We start from the raw sequence: 16262 nt of genomic DNA, 5'->3' as shown, positions 1-16262 counted from the left end.
CGATCTTCGCGGAAGCTCCGCGTCCCCGGCTATCCCAGTGCTGTGAGTCCCGGAAGGAAGGCCACCAGAAGAGGAACCACCGGCACCAGGGCGGCCGCCGCGGTCAGCCGGAGCCGACGGCCGGCCGTGAGCCGCTCCACCGGGGTCAGCAGCCGGTTCACCCGCAGCGGGAGCTCGGCGTCCGGCGTCGGGCAGGGGCCGAACACGCCGCGGTCCTCGTTGAGTTCCACCAGGGCCAGGGCGATCGTCAGCCGCCCGAAACGCCTCGACGCCACATCGTCCGCGGCCAGTTCGACCAGCCGGTGCATCTCGTCGCGGAAGGCCGCGAACACCGGCACCTGGGGAAACCCGCTCGCGAGCGCGCCGGAACAGTGCAGCAGCCAGTCGTGCCGGGCCTTCGCGTGACCCTGCTCGTGAGCGAGTACCGCATCCAGCTGACGCCCCTTCAGGCGGCCCAGCGCCGCGGTGGTGATGACCAGTTGAGGCGCCGCACCCGGCAGCCACCAGGCATCCGGGCGCTCTCCCTCCAGCACGACGAGCCGGCCGCTGCCGGGCTCCTCCCCAGGCATCAGCGGGGAACGCACCAGCAATTCGGTCCGGCGCCGCCTGCGACGCACTCGGGCGCGACGGATCTCCCGGGTCAGCATCGCCGCCGTCCATACCCCGCCGAGCGCCAGCAGCACGGCCATGGTGGCGGACCACCGCCCGTGTCCGCCCAGCGCATACGCTTCCACCACGGCACGCGGCGCCGGCGCGAACACATGCCCGCGCACCGCTTGCCAGGCCGCGGCCGCGCTGAACGTCATGGAGAGCGCGAAACAGAGCAGCACCCCGGCCACCACGCACTGCCACACCCACAGCGCGACAACGGGCTCACGCTCCGGCCACTGCGCCCGCGCCATCAGACGCGGGGTCACGACGGCGGCCAGTGCACCGAGCAGCAGCAGCGCTAGGGAGACCAACATGACGCCAGCCTATGAGCGGCGTGGTACCCACGGGTATGGCTCTGCACGGCAAGTGATGTACGCCACGGTTTGGCCCACCCGCTGTCTCGCGGATCCGGCAGATCTCTCAGAGAGTGAGCAGCATCGCGAACATGGCTATGCCCATGGTCAGCCGACAGGCGAGAGCCAGCTCGGGACGAGCGGCCCAGCCACCACCGAGCGGCCCACCCGCGACCGGCCCGCTACCGCCCGCCATGGTGGCCACTGGTATCAACCGGGTCCCCGACCTCAGTACATACGCCGCGTAGTAGGCCAGCAGGAGTCCGGTCAGCAGGGGTATGCCCCCGGCCGTCGCCGCGACGCCGTGGCCCGCGTGCCCGCCGTGCTCACCATGGGCCCCTCCACCGCCCGGTGCCATCGCCACCGCCATGTACACCATCGCCGACGACCCGACCAGGTGGTGCAGATGGTGCGCGCTGTGCCGGGCGAACCACAGCGCGCGCAACGAGGAAAGGCCGAACAGCACGGCGTACACCGCCCACCCCCACACCGGTGGCGTCACGACAGCAGCCGGCACCGCCATGGCGGCCATGCCGAAGCCCATCAGCGCCTCGGCTCGCGCCGCCCTGCGTTCCTCCCCGGTCTCGCCGCGCGTGCGCAGCAGGCAGTACGCACCCGTCACCCCGCACAACGCCATGAGCAGCCAGCCGGACACCGCCGGTCCGTGCACAGCGCACCTCCCCCTGGACGTACGACTTGGGTCCCTCTTGGTCGATGCCCGGGCCGGGACCGTCATACGCGGCGCACTGAGGTACAAGGGAGCGCGCGGAGGGGGTGTTCCCCGCCGCGCGCTGTGCCCGCACGGCCCGGTCGGCCGAGTCCGGGTGGAGATCCCCGGCGCCGACGCCGAGGCGACCCGCCCAGCCGGCCCGCCGCGCGGGCGTACTGAACATGCCCGGCCCCGTCCTTCTTTGCCGTGGACGGCTTCCGGAACCACCAGCGCCTCCCGTTCGCGGACCACGACGGCGGCCTGGAAAAGGCTTTGCCCGTGCTTGTGGACTGCGTGGAAAGAAGCCGCGCCGCGCGCTGGGAGAAGCCGTGCTCCGCGCTGACGGCGTGAAGCCCTAGGGGCGGTAGCGCAGCGGATGGTCCGCCGGTACTTCCACCATGACGATCCGGTGCCCGTCCGGATCGCGGATCCACATCTCGACGAGCCCCCACGGCTCACGCACCGGCGGCCTCAGCACCTCGACGCCGCGGGCCGACACCTCCTCGTGCGCCGTCCGGACGTCCGTGACCTGCATCCACAGTTCGAGCCCGGGCACCGGCGGGGTGGTGGCGCGCCCGGAGACCTCCAGGAAGCCGCCGCCGAGGAAGTAGACCGTGCCCCGCTCGGGTCCGGTGCCGAACTCCCGGTAGACGGGCAGCCCGAGCGATTCCCCGTAGAAGATCCGTGACCGCTCGGGATCGGCCGGACGCAGCAGGATCCGGCTGCTCAGCACATGAACCATGCGCCCGACCATAGGCCCTGAGCATGCGGGATACGCTGCTCCGGCACGGCCACAACAGAGAAACGGAGAGCCACCGCCATGGACACCGCCCCTGCCCAGGACCCGGGACAGCTGACCTTCCGCGACGCGGCCGACGCCGATGTGCCCGCACTCGTGACGCTGATCGAGTCGGCGTACCGGGGGGACTCCAGCCGGACCGGATGGACCACCGAGGCGGACATCCTGCAGGGGCAGCGGACCGACCCGGACGGTGTCCGCGAGGTCGTCGAAGCGCCCGGCAGCCGACTGCTCGTGGTGGAGCGCGACGGCGCGCTCGTCGCCTGCTGCCAGCTCGAACACCGCGGTGACGCCGCCTACTTCGGGATGTTCGCGGTCCGTCCCGAACTGCAGGGAGCCGGTCTCGGCAAGGTGATCATCGCGGAGGCCGAGCGTACCGTCCGGGAGAGCTGGGGCGTGAGCGAGATGCACATGACCGTGATAACGGTGCGCGAGGAGCTGATCGCCTGGTACGAGCGGCGCGGCTACCGCCGTACGGGAAAGCTCAGCCCGTTCCCGTACGGCGACCCGCGCATCGGTATCCCGCAGCGCGACGATCTCGCATTCGAGCTGCTGATCAAGGACCTGGTCCGACCGGTCGGATCGCCGACCGGACCGGGGCGGTGATCGATCCGGCAGCGCCGGAGACCGGTCCGCCCGGGCCGGTGATCAAGCGGTGAAGCGGCCGGCGCGGCGGATGTCCGGGTAGTCGGTGGTCGCGCCGTCCAGCCGCAGGGCCCGTACCAGGCGCAGATGGTCCTGGGTGTTCACCACCCAGCCGATGACCTTCAGCCCTTCGGCGTGCGCCTGCTCGACCACCTCCAGGGTGAGGCGGCGGATGTTCAGCGCCAGCGTCGCCGCACCCACCGTCTTCGCCCGCTCCACCACATCGCTCCGCCAGCGGCTCGCGATGAGTACGGTCCGTACCCCCGGTACCAGTTGGGCGATCTCGGCGACCGCCTCGTCGTGGAACGACGACACCTCCACCCGGTCGACGAGACCGCGCCGCTGGATCACTTCGGCCAGGGCGCGGGCCGCGGCCACATCCTTGATCTCCGCCTGCACGGGGGACCGTACGGCGTCGAGCACCTCCTCGAAAACCGGCACCCGCTCACCCTGCCCGGCGTCGAGTTCGCGCAGCTCGGACAGGGTCTTCTCGGCGATCGGACCACTGCCGTCCGTCGTACGGTCGACATCGGCGTCGTGCATGACGGCCAGCGCGCCGTCCTTGCTCAGATGAAGGTCCAGCTCGATGGCGTCCATCCCGGCCCGTTCCGCATGGAGGAAGGACCGCAGGGTGTTCTCCGGCTCGACACCCATCACTCCGCGATGACCGATGGTGAGAAAAGACAAGGCAACTCGCTTCCGTCGACGGTGTCCTGCCCGCGTGCGGCTCCTACCCACCAGGCGGCACGGCACTACGGCAGCCTAGTGGCCCACCTCCCGCCGACAGCCACCGAACCACGCCCCGTCGACGGAAGTGGTCGCAGAAAAGATGCAGCGCAGGAAGAATCGCGGTGACCAAAGGGGGCAGCAGGATAATTTCCGGAGGCCCACTTGTCCGAAGGAACCGCACATGGATACGGTTGCTTGACGCGAGGTTCTCCCGTGGAGGAAGAGTTATGACGGAAATTCTTGTGCACGACGTCGCCGCAGGCGACATAGATACGGACCGGAGGGTGACCGAGCACCCGGCCTGGCCCGCGCTCAAGAATGCCGTGGAGGAGATCCGGCCCTGGCAGTCGAAGGACGGCTCCATCGACTTCGACGCCGAGGGCGCGCCGTCCGCAGAGGCCGCTGGGGCCACGCTGGACCGTGTGATCGCCGCGATCGAGGAGATCTCCCCGCTGCTCCCGCACGACGCGGCCTACCACCGTGCTCTGGTCGTGGACCTGCGTCGCTGGGCCGCGGACGGTTTCGGTGTGCCGGACTTCCTCGACTCGCTGCTCGACTTCCAGCCGGCCAAGGGCCGCACCGACGGGCGGCAGCACCTGGTCGTCTTCGCGATGTACACCCAGAACGGCAACCCGGACCGCAACCTCGAAGCGGTCGTGCTGCGGATGGTCTGGCCGGACTGGCTGGCCGAGCTCGAAGCCACCCGCTACGACAACCCGCTGTTCTGCGGCATCACCTTCGAGGACTTCACCTCGGGCTACGACACCAACTCCGCGGTGCTCTTCCCGGAGACCGTCGCCATGCGCGAGGCCCCCGAGCGCTTCAGCTGGGGTGGAATCTTCTGTGATCGCGAGGCCGCCCGGTTCCGCCGGGTCACCGAGGCGGCCGTCGAGCTGCTCGGCGTCGAGCTGCCCGACGACATCCGCGAAATGGTCGGCGACCAGCAGCGCTGCGAGCAGGCCTTCGTGCTCTGGGACATGGTCCACGACCGGACGCACAGCCACGGCGACCTGCCGTTCGACCCCTTCATGATCAAGCAGCGCCAGCCGTTCTGGATGTACGGGCTGGAGGAGCTGCGCTGCGACCTCACCGCCTTCAAGGAGGCCGTGAAACTGGAGGCCGACGGCTTCCCGCAGGGCCGCGACGTGCAGTACGCCGTGCTGTTCGACCGGATGTTCCGCTTCCCCGTCACCGGCGAGCGCGTTCGCAACTACGACGGCCTCGGCGGTCAGCTCCTCTTCGCGTACCTGCACAAGCACGACGTGATCCGCTGGACGGACAACACGCTGAGGATCGACTGGGACCGTGCCCCGCAGATCACCAATCAGCTGTGCGCCGAGATCGAGAAGCTCTACCGGGACGGCATCGACCGCCCCAAGCTCGTCCACTGGTTCGCCGCGTACGACCTGGTCGCCACCTATCTCGCACCGCACCCGGGCTCCCGCTGGGCCAAGGGCCCGGACGCGCTGGACCTGTCCCAGCCGCCGCGTAAGCTCGTCGACGATGTGCTTCCGGACGAGTTTCCCCTGAGCATGTTCTATGAGGCGCTCTCCAAGAAGCTGAAGAACGTGATCGCCTCGACCAAGGGGATCACCGCCGCGGATGCCGAGCAGGCAGCCGCGTGAGCGCCGAGCTTGAGGAGGCGGTGGCCATGAACGGAAACGGCAAGGGCAACGGGAGCGGTGCTCTCGAAGGTGCCGTGATCGCGGTCGCCGGGGCCGCGGGACCGGCCGGGCAGGCCACGCTGCTGAGGCTCGCCGAGGCCGGTGCGACCGTCGTCGCCTCCGACGCGGACGCCACCCGCCTGGCCGAGGCGGTCGACGCGGCGCGTTACGCCCACGGCGGAGCGACCGTCACCGGAGACACCGTCGATCTGCTGGACCTCGCCGCCACCCGCGAATGGGCGGACAAGACCGAGAAGGAATTCGGCCGGATCGACGGCTTGGTCCACCTCGTCGGCGGCTGGCGCGGCGGTGCCGGCTTCGCAGAGACCGACCTCGCCGACTGGAACCTGCTGGAGAAGCTGCTGATCCGTACGGTCCAGCACACCTCGCTGGCCTTCCAGGAAGGGCTGCAGCGCAGCGACCGGGGTCGCTATGTGCTGATCAGCGCGGCCGGTGCGAGCAAGCCCACCGCGGGAAACGCGGCCTACTCCGCGGCGAAGGCCGCCGCCGAGGCCTGGACCCTCGCCCTCGCGGACGCCTTCCGCAAGGCGGGGGGCGAAGGAGGGCCGAGGGCCGCGGCTGCGATCCTGGTCGTCAAGGCACTGGTGCACGACGCGATGCGCGCCGAGCGCCCGAATGCGAAATTCGCGGGCTTCACCGACGTCAAGGATCTGGCCGAGGCCATCGCCGGCGTCTGGGACCGGCCCGCCCCGGAAGTGAACGGAAAGCGCCTGTGGCTGACCCCACAACCGTAAGGACCGACGCGCGACGCCACCACGACCCGCAGGTACGCGGCTTCGCCAGTGACAACTACGCGGGCACGCACCCGGAGATTCTCGCTGCCATCGCCCTGGCCAACGGCGGTCACCAGATCGCCTACGGCGAGGACGACTACACCGAGCACCTCCAGCGGGTCATGCACAGTCATTTCGGCCCCACCGCCGAAGCCTTTCCGGTCTTCAACGGAACCGGTGCCAACGTCGTCTCCCTCCAGGCGATGACCGACCGCTGGGGTGCGGTGATCTGCGCCGAGTCCGCCCACATCAACGTCGACGAGGGCGGCGCCCCGGAGCGGGTGGGCGGCCTCAAGCTGCTCACCGTGCCGACCCCGGACGGCAAGCTCACTCCCGAGCTCATCGACCGGCAGGCGTACGGCTGGGACGACGAGCACCGGGCCATGCCGCAGGTCGTCTCGATCACCCAGAACACCGAACTGGGCACGGTCTACACACCCGACGAGATCCGCGCCATCTGTGACCACGCCCACGGGCACGGCATGAAGGTCCACCTGGACGGGGCCCGGATAGCCAACGCCGCGGCGTCGTTGGACGTACCGATGCGTACGTTCACCAACACCGTCGGCGTCGACGTCCTCTCCTTCGGCGGCACGAAGAACGGGGCGATCTTCGGCGAGGCAGTGGTCGTCCTGAACCCGGACGCCGTCCGGGCCATGAAGCACCTGCGCAAACTGTCGATGCAGCTCGCCTCCAAGATGCGTTTCGTCTCCGTGCAGTTGGAGGCGCTGCTCGCCGGAGACCTCTGGCTGCGCAACGCCCGGCACGCCAACGCCATGGCCCAGCGGCTCGCGGAGGGTGTGCGCGCGGTGGACGGTGTGGAGATCCTCCACCCGGTCCAGGCCAACGCCGTCTTCGCCCGGCTGCCGCACGACGTGAGCGAGCGGCTGCAGAAACGCTTCCGCTTCTACTTCTGGGACGAGGCCGCCGGTGATGTGCGCTGGATGTGCTCCTTCGACACGATGGAGCACGATGTCGACGCATTCGTCCTGGCACTGAAGGAAGAAATGGCGAAGTAGACCTGAACAGAATTGCATAGATATGCGGTCGGCTGGAAAGTCATTGACATCCGGTCGGCCGCATATCTACGCTCGGCGGCCATGGAGCTGATTCAGCAGAGCCCACAACTTTCCGCCTATCTTGCCGCGGACGAGGCCATCGACCACGAGCATCCGCTGGTACGGGAGACGGTCGCCGGTCTCCGCAGCGACACCCCGAGGCAAGGCAGCCGCTGACCCTGACGTTCACCGTCGCCGACGACGTACGCACCCTCGTCCCCGGCTTCACCCACCTCGCCGTCGAAGCGCGTGGGCTGGTCAACGGGCCCAGCAACGACGAGAGTTCGGCTCTCCTGGACGAAGCGACCCGCCTGCTGTCCGAGCGGCTCGACGGCCGGGCCCCGCACGAGGACTCCCACCTCGCGGCCTGGCGTGATGCCTGCACCGCCTTCGGCGCCAAGCCCTCCCGCACCCGCAACTCCGCCGAAGCCCTGGCCCGGCGCGCGCTCACCGACGCCGGGCTGCCGCGCATCAATCTCCTGGCCGACCTCTCCAACGCCATCAGCGTCGCCCACCTGATACCGGTCGGTGGCGAAGACATCGACCGGATCAAGGGAGCCATGCGGCTTGTACGTGCCACCGGCCAGGAGCCCTTCTCCACCGTCGGGGGCGGCGAGGAGGCCGTGGAGCACCCCGAGCCCGGCGAAGTCGTCCGGTGCGACGACGAGGGCGTCACCTGCAGGCGCTGGAATGGGCGACAGGGGGTGCGCCCCCGGCTCACCGAGGAGCCCGTGAACGCCGTATTCCTGCTGGAGCGCCTCGCGCCCATGACGATCGGCGAACTCGAAGCCGCGGGCGCCGAACTCGCCGAGCGGCCGGCGAAGCTCAGCCCCGGAGCGCGGATCACCGTCGGTACCCCGGAGTGACGTTTCGCCCGAGCGGGGTCTCGCCGGAGTGACGCGTTTCGGCCGGGGCGGTGAACCTGCCGCGTCAGCTCCTCTCGCGCACCTCGGCCGGCGTCGGAGCCGTACCGCCGAGGTGCGCGGGCACCCACCAGGTGTCGCTCGCGTCCTTCGGGCGCACGGGGTAGGCGCGCTGGGCCGCTTCCAGGAGCTCCTGGACCCGCTCCCGCAGCCGCCGGGTGATCGCGCCCGCGTACTGGTCGGTGGGCGCCTCCACCGGCTCGCCCACCCGGATCGTCACCGGAATGTGGTTGCGCTTGAAGTTACGCGGCCGCCCCTTGGTCCACAGCCGCTGGGTCCCCCACAGCGCCATGGGGATCAGCGGCACTCCGGCCTCCTGGGCGAGCCGGGCGGCGCCCGACTTGAAGCTCTTCAGCGTGAACGACTCCGAGATGGTGGCCTCGGGGAAGACGCCCACGATCTCGCCGGAGCGCAACGAGTCGAGCGCGTGCGCGTACGCGTCCTCGCCCTGCTTGCGGTCGACGGGAATGTGCTTCATGCCACGCATCAGCGGCCCGGACACCTTGTGCCGGAAGACCGATTCCTTCGCCATGAACCGGACGAGCCGCTTCTGCGGCAGCGCCGCGAGCCCGGTGAAGATGAAGTCCAGATAACTGATGTGGTTGCTCACCAGGACCGCGCCACCGGTCTTCGGGATGTGCTCGGAACCCTGAGTGTCGATCTTCAGGTCCAGCGCCTTGAAAAACGTACGAGCGGCGCCGACGACCGGTCGATAGACGAGTTCTGCCATCTCGGGAAGACCCTTCTTCTGCGCCTGGGGAGGATTCTCCCGGCGGAAGTTACGCAGCCGTAGGTTTGCGGCATTGGGCCGATCGTGCCCCATGCGCGACGCGGTGGCCAGTCTCGGAGGGCGCGGGGCGCGAGATTCTCGTCACGTGGAACCGCCGGGAATGTCTCGCCGCCCGGTGGTGCTGACCCCTTACGAAGAGCTCTGACGGGAGGCCGAAGGTGGACGGACGGACACGCCGGGGAACGCTGGGCGCGGCCCAACTCGGCGCGGAATTGGGGGAGCGGGCAACCCTGGTGCAGTTCTCCAGCGCGTTCTGCCAGCCCTGCCGGGCTACCCGGCGCACCCTCGTCGAGGTGGCGCGCATGGTGGACGGCGTCGCGCACGTGGAGATCGACGCCGAGGCGCATCTCACTCTCGTGCGCGAGCTGGAGATCAGCCGAACGCCGACCGTACTCGTCCTCGACGCCACCGGCCGGATCGTCCGCCGGGCCGTCGGGCAGCCGCGCACCGTCGACGTGGTCGCCGCGCTGGGACAGGCGATGTGACGGACCGTGACGTATCTCCCACATTGCGGAACACCCTTGACTGCACCGGCCACGCATCGTCAGTCTGACGCTTATGCCGCCAGAACTCCTTCTCCACGGCCGGGTCCACGTGGATCTCGCCCGCTACGCGAGTGCGCGCTGTCCGGGTGTCTGAACAACCACGGCCCTGTACGCCATCTTCCGTAGAAGGTCCTCTCCATGACGGCATCGCCCGAGCTCGGTACCTCCCGCACGGCGTCCCCCGAACTTCTCCGCTCGGTCTTCCGGCAGCACGCCGCCGGTGTGGCAGTGATCACCGCCGCAGGTGACCGGCCGGTCGGCTTCACCGCCACCTCGCTCAACTCGGTGGCCGCCGAGCCGCCACTGATCTCGTTCGGTGTGGGGACCTCGTCCTCCAGCTGGCCGGTCGTGGCCGAGGCCGAGCACATAGGCGTCCACGTACTCGGTGAGCACCAGCGGGATCTGGCCGCCACTTTTGCCCGCAGCGGCGCCGACCGGTTCGGCCCGTCCACCTATTGGCGCAGTGGGCCCGAAGGCGTGCCGGTCCTCGACGGAGTGCTGGCGTGGCTGGTCTGCCGCGTGGTGGCCCGGGTTCCGGCAGGCGACCACCGGATCGTGATCGCGCAGGCCGTGGTCGGCGACCCGTCCGGAGGCGGTCGGCCGCTGCTCTATCACCAGGGCCGCTTCACCGGCCTGCGGGACTGAGAACTCCCAAGGGGCACCTGGGCGACGCACGTAGGCCAGATCACAGTTCCAAGCGCTTGCTCATGGGTAAAGCACTGGGTGTACTGGCTAGTAATATTTCCGGTCGGAGCGTCGGTCGCCCCGACCGGAAACCGCCCCATCAGGCGCCTATGCTGCGAGCAACAAGGCAGCCCAGAAATGACGATGCAGTAGGAGAGCCGGCGTGAGCTTGAGGATCGTTGTCTGTGTGAAGTACGTGCCCGACGCCACGGGGGACCGGCATTTCGCCGATGACCTGACGCTGGATCGTGAGGATGTCGACGGTCTGCTGTCGGAGCTCGACGAGTACGCGGTGGAGCAGGCGCTGCAGATCGCGGATGCGGCGGACGGCGCGGAGATCACTGTGTTGACGGTGGGTCCGGAGGATGCGAAGGACGCGTTGCGCAAGGCGTTGTCGATGGGTGCGGACAAGGCTGTTCATGTCGAGGACGACGGTCTGCACGGCACGGATGTCATGGGTACGTCGCTGGTGCTGGCGAAGGCGGTCGAGAAGGCCGGTTTCGACCTGGTGATCGCTGGTATGGCGTCGACGGACGGGACGATGGGTGTGGTTCCGGCGCTGCTGGCGGAGCGTCTGGGCGTTCCGCAGGTGACGTTGCTGTCGGAGGTGTCGGTGGCGGACGGGGTCGTGCGGGGCCGGCGTGACGGTGACACGGCGTCGGAGCGGTTGGAGGCTTCGCTTCCGGCGGTGGTGTCGGTGACGGACCAGTCGGGTGAGGCGCGGTATCCCTCGTTCAAGGGGATCATGGCGGCGAAGAAGAAGCCGGTGGAGTCCTGGGATCTGGAGGATCTGGGGATCGAGGCGGACGAGGTCGGTCTGGCGGGTGCGTGGACCGTGGTCGATGCGGCGGCGGCGCGTCCGGCCCGTACGGCGGGCACGATCGTCAAGGACGAGGGCGAGGGCGGCAAGCAGCTGGCCGAGTTCCTGGCGGGCCAGAAGTTCATCTGACCCCGGACCAGGCCCCGGTCCTGACTGCGGTCTCGGCTGCGGCCCGGTCCTGACTGCGGCGGCCCCCGTCCCGGTGCCGGTGCTGGTGCTGGTGTCGTCCCTGTGTTCCTGTTCTCGTTTTTCTTCGCAACTCGCAGGAGATTGAAGTCTCATGGCTGAAGTTCTCGTTTTTGTCGATCACGTGGATGGTGCTGTCCGCAAGCCCACGCTGGAGCTGCTGACGCTGGCGCGTCGTGTCGGTGAGCCGGTCGCGCTCGCGTTGGGTGCGGGTGCCGCGGGCACGGCCGGGGTGCTGGCCGAGCATGGTGCGGTGCGGGTCCTGACGGCTGACGCGCCGGAGTTCGGTGAGTATCTGGTGGTGCCGAAGGTCGATGCGCTGCAGGCGGCGGTCGAGGCGGTCTCGCCGGTCGCGGTGCTGGTTCCCTCGTCCGCGGAGGGCAAGGAGATCGCGGCGCGTCTCGCGGTCCGGATCGGTTCGGGGATCATCACGGACGCGGTGGATCTGGAGGCCGGTGAGCAGGGTCCGGTCGCCACGCAGTCCGCGTTCGCCGCGTCGTTCACGACCAGGTCCCGGGTGTCGAAGGGTGTTCCGGTGATCACGGTCAAGCCGAACTCCGCCGCCGTGGAGGCCGCTCCGGCCGCGGGCGCGGTCCAGGAGCTGGTGGTGTCGTTCTCCGGGCAGGCCACCGGCACCCGGGTCGTTTCCCGTGCTGCGCGTGAGTCGACGGGGCGTCCGGAGCTGACCGAGGCCGCGATCGTCGTCTCGGGTGGGCGGGGTGTCAACGGCGCCGAGAACTTCGCGGTCATCGAGGCGCTGGCGGACTCGCTCGGTGCGGCGGTCGGTGCGTCGCGGGCGGCGGTGGACGCGGGCTGGTACCCGCACTCCAACCAGGTCGGCCAGACCGGCAAGTCCGTCTCGCCGCAGCTGTACATCGCGTCCGGTATCTCCGGGGCGATCCAGCACCGGGCGGGCATGCAGACGTCCAAGACGATCGTCGCGATCAACAAGGACGCCGAGGCCCCGATCTTCGACCTCGTCGACTACGGAGTCGTCGGCGACCTCTTCCAGGTCGTGCCCCAGCTCACCGAAGAGGTCAAGACCCGCAAGGGCTGACCCACCCCCCTCGAAACAGCGTCCCAAACGGTCCGGGGCCGCGTGGTGTCCACCCACCGCACGGCCCCGGACCGTTTTGGATCAGCATTGACGCAGGTCCGACGGCCTTATAACTTCACTATACGGACTGTTGATTCCGGGAAGCGGAAACAACGTGACTGTGGAGGGTGTGGAAATGGGACAGCAGGAGAAGGTGGCAACGAGTCTCGCCGGTGCGGTCAGCGAGGAGATCAGCGCTTCCCTCACCGCGGTCGACGCCGAGCTCGCCCGCCGCTACCCGGGAGACCCGGGCACGCGCCAGCCGGTCCACACGGTCTACGTCCCCGGCGACGCGTTCACCTCCGGCACCATCCGGTCCTGGGGCGACCAGGCACTGAAGGCCCTCGACGAACACGCCCCCGACGCGGCCTCGTTCGCCACCGCACTCGGCATCCCGGACGAGCTCGCCGCCCCCGTCCATGAGCGAGTACGCGCCAAGCTGGAGCGCGAGCCCGTCGAAGACCTGCGCATCGACTTCGAGGACGGCTACGGGCCCCGCCCCGACGCCGAGGAGGACGAGGCCGCGGCCCGCGCCGCCCGGCTCGTCTCACAGGCGTACGAGAACGGCACGGCCGCCCCGTACATGGGCATCCGGATGAAGTGCATGGAGGCCGCCGTACGCGACCGCGGCATCCGCACCACGGACGTCTTCCTCACCGGCCTGATGCAGGCGGGCGGCCTCCCCGACGGACTGGTCCTCACCCTCCCCAAGGTGACGTACCCCGAGCAGGTCACCGCCTTCGTCCGGCTCCTCGAAGCGTTCGAGCAGGCGCACGGCCTGCCGGCCGGCCGGCTCGGCTTCGAGATCCAGATCGAGACCAGCCAGTCCATCCTCGCCGCCGACGGCACCGCGGCCGTCGCCCGCATGATCGACGCCGCGCAGGGCCGCGCCACCGGTCTGCACTACGGCACCTTCGACTACAGCGCCTGCGTCGGCGTCAGTCCCGCCTACCAGGCCAGCGACCACCCGGCCGCCGACCACGCCAAGGCCGTCATGCAGGTCGCCGCCGCGGGCACCGGCGTACGGGTCTGCGACGGCTCCACCAACGTCCTTCCGGTCGGCCCCACCCACCAGGTCCACGACGCCTGGCGGCTCCACTACGGCCTCACGCGCCGCGCGCTGGCCCGCGCCTACTACCAGGGCTGGGACATGCACCCGGGCCACCTGCCGACCCGTTACGCGGCGGTGTACACCTTCTACCGCGAGGGCCTGGAGCAGGCCGCCGGGCGGCTCGCCGCGTACGTCGCGAAGGCGGGCGGCGACGTCATGGACGAACCCGCCACCGCCAAGGCGCTCAGCGGATATCTCCTGCGCGGCATCGACTGCGGCGCCCTGGACACCGCGGAGGTCGCCCGGCTGACCGGGCTGACGCGCGCGGACCTGGACGTCTTCGCATCGCCGCGACGCGGGGGGCTGACGGTGACGGGGCCGTAGCGTGCGTGGTTCCGGCCCGTGCCGTAACCCGCCATCAGGAAGGCATGGGTTCCGGCCCGTACCGTCAGCCCCGCAGGAAGGTCTCGACGGTCCCGCTGAAGCGGAAGGGATCGTCGAGCCATGGGAAGTGGCCGGCGCCCGGCTGGACGGCGAGTTCGGCCTCGGGGAACAATCCCGCGACGGTGGCCGCGACGCGAGGAAGCGGACCGCTGTCCAGCTCGCCCGCAAGGACCAGCACCCGGGCGTCCAGCGCGGCGATGGCGTCGCGGGCCGCGGCAGGGGCGAAGGCGCCGTCGGGCGCGTAGATGTCCGCGGCCTCGTAGTTGCTCTGCTCGACGTCGGCTGCTGCATGGGCCTGGGCGGCCGTGTCCCAACGCCCGTAGAAGAACGGGGCGACGGCATCCCGGTCGGCGTCGGTGGCGGAGCCTGCCCGGACCGCCTCGTACGCGTCCCGCGCGGTCTTGAACCACGGCTCGGCCGTGCGCAGGGCGGCGGCTTCGCGACGATGCTCCTCGGTGAAGTCGACACCGAGGGCACGCGCACGGGTGGTGATCAGCGTAAGGGTCCGGATGCGCCCGGGATGCCGGGCCGCGTGGAGGATCGCGAGATCGCCGCCCGCGGAGTGCGCCAGCACGTCCACGCGGTCCAGACCGAGGTGTTCGCGGAAGGCCTCCACATCGGCCACCTGTCGGTCGACGCGGTAGGTGGCCGGGTCGGCGGGGACGCCTGAGTCGCCGGTGCCCCGCAGGTCGAGCATGACCAGTTGGCGTCGGCTCGACAGCCCACCCAGATCGCCGAGGTAGGCGGAGGCACGCATGGGGCCACCGGGCAGAACGAGCAGCGGCTCGCCTTCACCCACGAGGTGATAGGCGAGTTCGGTTCCGTCGGGAGCGGTGAAAGCAGACACGACGTAATCCTTATGACCGTACGACAGAGACGGCAAGCGGTTTATGCAGAGCTCCCCGGCATGATGCACGCCTGCGGCCATGACCTGCACACCGCCGGACTGGTCGGCGCCGTACGGCTGCTCTGCGAGCGGCGCGACACACTGGCCGGAACCGTGGTGTTCATGTTTCAGCCCGGCGAGGAAGGCGACACCGGGGCCCGGGCCATGGTCGACGAAGGTGTGCTCGATGCTGCGGGCACCAGGCCGGAGGCCGCATACGCCCTTCATATCGCGTCCGCCCTGCTGCCGCACGGTTTCGTCGGCACCCGCCCCGGACCGATCCTGACCGCCGCCGATGCCCTGGACGTGACCGTGCGGGCGCGCCGGGCACGGGTCCAGTCCGTCGACCCCCCGGCTCAGGCCGGCGGCAGTTCGCCGGAGCCGCGGGCGATGAGTGACGTCGGCAGTTCCACCCGCGCCGGCGCGTCGTCCGCGCCGTCCAGCCGGCGGAAGAGGTGCTCGGCCGCCGTCCGGCCCACGGCCGCGGCGTCCTGGGAGATGACGGTGATGCCGAGCAGGTCGGCCAGCTCGATGTCGTCGAAGCCGACCAGGGCGATCCGTCGTTCCTGCTCCGCGAGGACGCGTACCGCCGTCACCGTCACCCGGTTGTTGCCCGCGAACAGTGCGGTGACGGGCTCGGGGCCGGACAGCATCTCCTCGGCCGCGGCCCGGACCCGGTCCGGGGCCGTCGAGCCGAGGGAGACCCAGGAGTCCTTCACCGCCGTCCCGGCGTCCGCCATGGCCGCGTGGTAGCCGCGCAGCCGCTCGGTGGCGGTGTGGATGCGCGGCTGGTCGCCGATGAAGCCGATCCGGCGGTGGCCGTGCGCGATCAGATGCGCGACGCCCTCGCGGGCGCCGCCGAAGCTGTCGGAGAGAACCATGTCGGCGTCGATCCGGCCCGCCGGGCGGTCCACGAAGACGGTGGCGACGCCCGCCCTTATCTCCGGCTCCAGATAGCGGTGGTCGTCGCCGGCCGGGATCACGATGAGACCGTCCACCCGGCGCGCGCACAGGGCCAGGACCAGCTCCTGCTCACGCTCCGGGTCCTCGGCACTCGACCCGTTGATGAGCAGGGCGCCGTGCGCCCGGGCGACCTCCTCCACCGCGCGGCTCAGGGGCCCGTAGAACGGGTCGGCGAGATCCTCCAGGACGAGCCCGATGGAGGCGGTGCGGCCCTTGCGCAGCACGCGCGCGCTGTCGTTGCGGCGGAAGCCGAGCGCCTCGATGGCCTCCTGGACCCGGCGTTCGGTGTCCGGCGTGACCCCCGGCTCGCTGTTGACCACACGGGAGACCGTCTTGAGGCCCACTCCGGCGCGAGCGGCCACATCCTTCATGGTCGGCCGGTTGCCGTAACGGGTCTCGGAGTGACGGGCGGTCTCGGCCACGGTGCGCTGTCCTGTCGTCGGCTGCGGGTGGTCCGGCGGGCCCGCGAACG

General features: G+C 70.1%; 18 protein-coding genes and 2 pseudogenes. 13 read left to right on the top strand and 7 right to left on the bottom strand.

From position 1 onward, the window contains the following. Positions 1 to 29: 29 nt before the first annotated feature. From OG306_RS04300 to OG306_RS04290, 3 genes are all read right to left on the bottom strand, one after another. Complete coding sequence (locus OG306_RS04300) at positions 30 to 965, bottom strand: M56 family metallopeptidase (RefSeq protein WP_266744708.1); 936 nt, start codon at positions 963 to 965, stop codon at positions 30 to 32. Positions 966 to 1071: 106 nt separating this feature from the next. Then, a complete protein-coding gene (locus OG306_RS04295) occupies positions 1072 to 1674 on the bottom strand; it encodes a DUF5134 domain-containing protein (protein ID WP_266744707.1) in 603 nt (200 codons plus the stop codon). Positions 1675 to 2068: 394 nt separating this feature from the next. Continuing rightward, entirely contained in the window at positions 2069 to 2455 is a 387-nt protein-coding gene (locus OG306_RS04290; RefSeq protein WP_266744706.1) for a VOC family protein, read from the bottom strand. Positions 2456 to 2533: 78 nt separating this feature from the next. Here OG306_RS04290 and OG306_RS04285 point away from each other — a divergent pair, with 78 nt between their 5' ends. Next, positions 2534 to 3118: a GNAT family N-acetyltransferase gene (locus OG306_RS04285; RefSeq protein WP_266744705.1), complete on the top strand. Its 585-nt coding sequence runs from the start codon at positions 2534 to 2536 to the stop codon at positions 3116 to 3118. A gap of 42 nt (positions 3119 to 3160) precedes the next feature. On the opposite strand, the gene OG306_RS04280 is transcribed toward OG306_RS04285, so the two are convergent. Beyond that, positions 3161 to 3844 carry a glycerophosphodiester phosphodiesterase gene (locus OG306_RS04280; protein WP_266744704.1) on the bottom strand — a complete coding sequence of 228 codons (684 nt, stop codon included), beginning with the start codon at positions 3842 to 3844 and terminating at the stop codon, positions 3161 to 3163. A gap of 269 nt (positions 3845 to 4113) precedes the next feature. Between OG306_RS04280 and OG306_RS04275 the strand changes: the two genes are divergently transcribed. The 5 genes and pseudogenes from OG306_RS04275 to OG306_RS04255 all read left to right on the top strand — a co-directional run bounded on the left by OG306_RS04275 (position 4114) and on the right by OG306_RS04255 (position 8268). Then, on the top strand, positions 4114 to 5511 hold the full coding sequence (locus OG306_RS04275) for a DUF6421 family protein (RefSeq protein ID WP_266744703.1): 1398 nt from the start codon (positions 4114 to 4116) through the stop codon (positions 5509 to 5511). Between the two features lie 26 nt (positions 5512 to 5537). After that, positions 5538 to 6305, top strand: coding sequence for an SDR family NAD(P)-dependent oxidoreductase (locus OG306_RS04270; protein WP_266752074.1), 768 nt, complete (start codon positions 5538 to 5540; stop codon positions 6303 to 6305). Next, a complete protein-coding gene (locus tag OG306_RS04265) occupies positions 6284 to 7363 on the top strand; it encodes a threonine aldolase family protein (protein WP_266744702.1) in 1080 nt (359 codons plus the stop codon). Before OG306_RS04270 ends, OG306_RS04265 begins: the two co-directional genes overlap by 22 nt. Before the next feature lie 81 nt (positions 7364 to 7444). Then, positions 7445 to 7546, top strand: a pseudogene (locus OG306_RS04260) (transglutaminase); the annotation flags it as partial. A 29-nt stretch (positions 7547 to 7575) separates the two neighbouring features. Further along, a complete protein-coding gene (locus OG306_RS04255) occupies positions 7576 to 8268 on the top strand; it encodes a B3/B4 domain-containing protein (RefSeq protein ID WP_266752073.1) in 693 nt (230 codons plus the stop codon). Between the two features lie 64 nt (positions 8269 to 8332). Here OG306_RS04255 and OG306_RS04250 read toward each other — a convergent pair whose 3' ends face one another. Beyond that, on the bottom strand, positions 8333 to 9055 hold the full coding sequence (locus OG306_RS04250; protein WP_266744701.1) for a lysophospholipid acyltransferase family protein: 723 nt from the start codon (positions 9053 to 9055) through the stop codon (positions 8333 to 8335). Between the two features lie 218 nt (positions 9056 to 9273). On the opposite strand from OG306_RS04250, the gene OG306_RS04245 reads away from it, so the two are divergent. From OG306_RS04245 to OG306_RS04220, 6 genes are all read left to right on the top strand, one after another. Next, a complete protein-coding gene (locus OG306_RS04245) occupies positions 9274 to 9600 on the top strand; it encodes a TlpA family protein disulfide reductase (RefSeq protein WP_266744700.1) in 327 nt (108 codons plus the stop codon). Between the two features lie 73 nt (positions 9601 to 9673). After that, positions 9674 to 9754, top strand: a complete 81-nt coding sequence (locus OG306_RS04240; RefSeq protein ID WP_351449023.1) for a putative leader peptide — start codon at positions 9674 to 9676, stop codon at positions 9752 to 9754. 44 nt (positions 9755 to 9798) lie between these two features. Beyond that, the gene (locus tag OG306_RS04235) at positions 9799 to 10305 is read left to right on the top strand and encodes a flavin reductase family protein (RefSeq protein WP_266744699.1); all 507 of its coding nucleotides are present in this window, start codon (positions 9799 to 9801) and stop codon (positions 10303 to 10305) included. Positions 10306 to 10507: 202 nt separating this feature from the next. After that, positions 10508 to 11293: an electron transfer flavoprotein subunit beta/FixA family protein gene (locus OG306_RS04230; protein ID WP_266744698.1), complete on the top strand. Its 786-nt coding sequence runs from the start codon at positions 10508 to 10510 to the stop codon at positions 11291 to 11293. A gap of 151 nt (positions 11294 to 11444) precedes the next feature. Then, complete coding sequence (locus OG306_RS04225; RefSeq protein ID WP_266744697.1) at positions 11445 to 12407, top strand: electron transfer flavoprotein subunit alpha/FixB family protein; 963 nt, start codon at positions 11445 to 11447, stop codon at positions 12405 to 12407. A 175-nt stretch (positions 12408 to 12582) separates the two neighbouring features. Further along, on the top strand, positions 12583 to 13881 hold the full coding sequence (locus OG306_RS04220; protein ID WP_266907337.1) for a DUF6986 family protein: 1299 nt from the start codon (positions 12583 to 12585) through the stop codon (positions 13879 to 13881). Positions 13882 to 13945: 64 nt separating this feature from the next. On the opposite strand, the gene OG306_RS04215 is transcribed toward OG306_RS04220, so the two are convergent. Continuing rightward, a complete protein-coding gene (locus OG306_RS04215; RefSeq protein ID WP_266744695.1) occupies positions 13946 to 14788 on the bottom strand; it encodes an alpha/beta fold hydrolase in 843 nt (280 codons plus the stop codon). A 42-nt stretch (positions 14789 to 14830) separates the two neighbouring features. Between OG306_RS04215 and OG306_RS04210 the strand changes: the two are divergent. Beyond that, a pseudogene (locus OG306_RS04210) lies at positions 14831 to 15170 on the top strand (M20/M25/M40 family metallo-hydrolase); the annotation flags it as partial. Between the two features lie 13 nt (positions 15171 to 15183). Here the strand turns inward: OG306_RS04210 and OG306_RS04205 are convergent. Continuing rightward, positions 15184 to 16212 (bottom strand): LacI family DNA-binding transcriptional regulator, encoded by a 1029-nt coding sequence (locus tag OG306_RS04205; RefSeq protein ID WP_266752072.1) that lies wholly within the window; start codon positions 16210 to 16212, stop codon positions 15184 to 15186. Positions 16213 to 16262 lie beyond the last annotated feature (50 nt).

The sequence above is a fragment of the Streptomyces sp. NBC_01241 genome (assembly GCF_041435435.1).
Lineage (GTDB): Bacteria > Actinomycetota > Actinomycetes > Streptomycetales > Streptomycetaceae > Streptomyces.
This window is presented reverse-complemented; position numbering and strand designations above follow the sequence as displayed.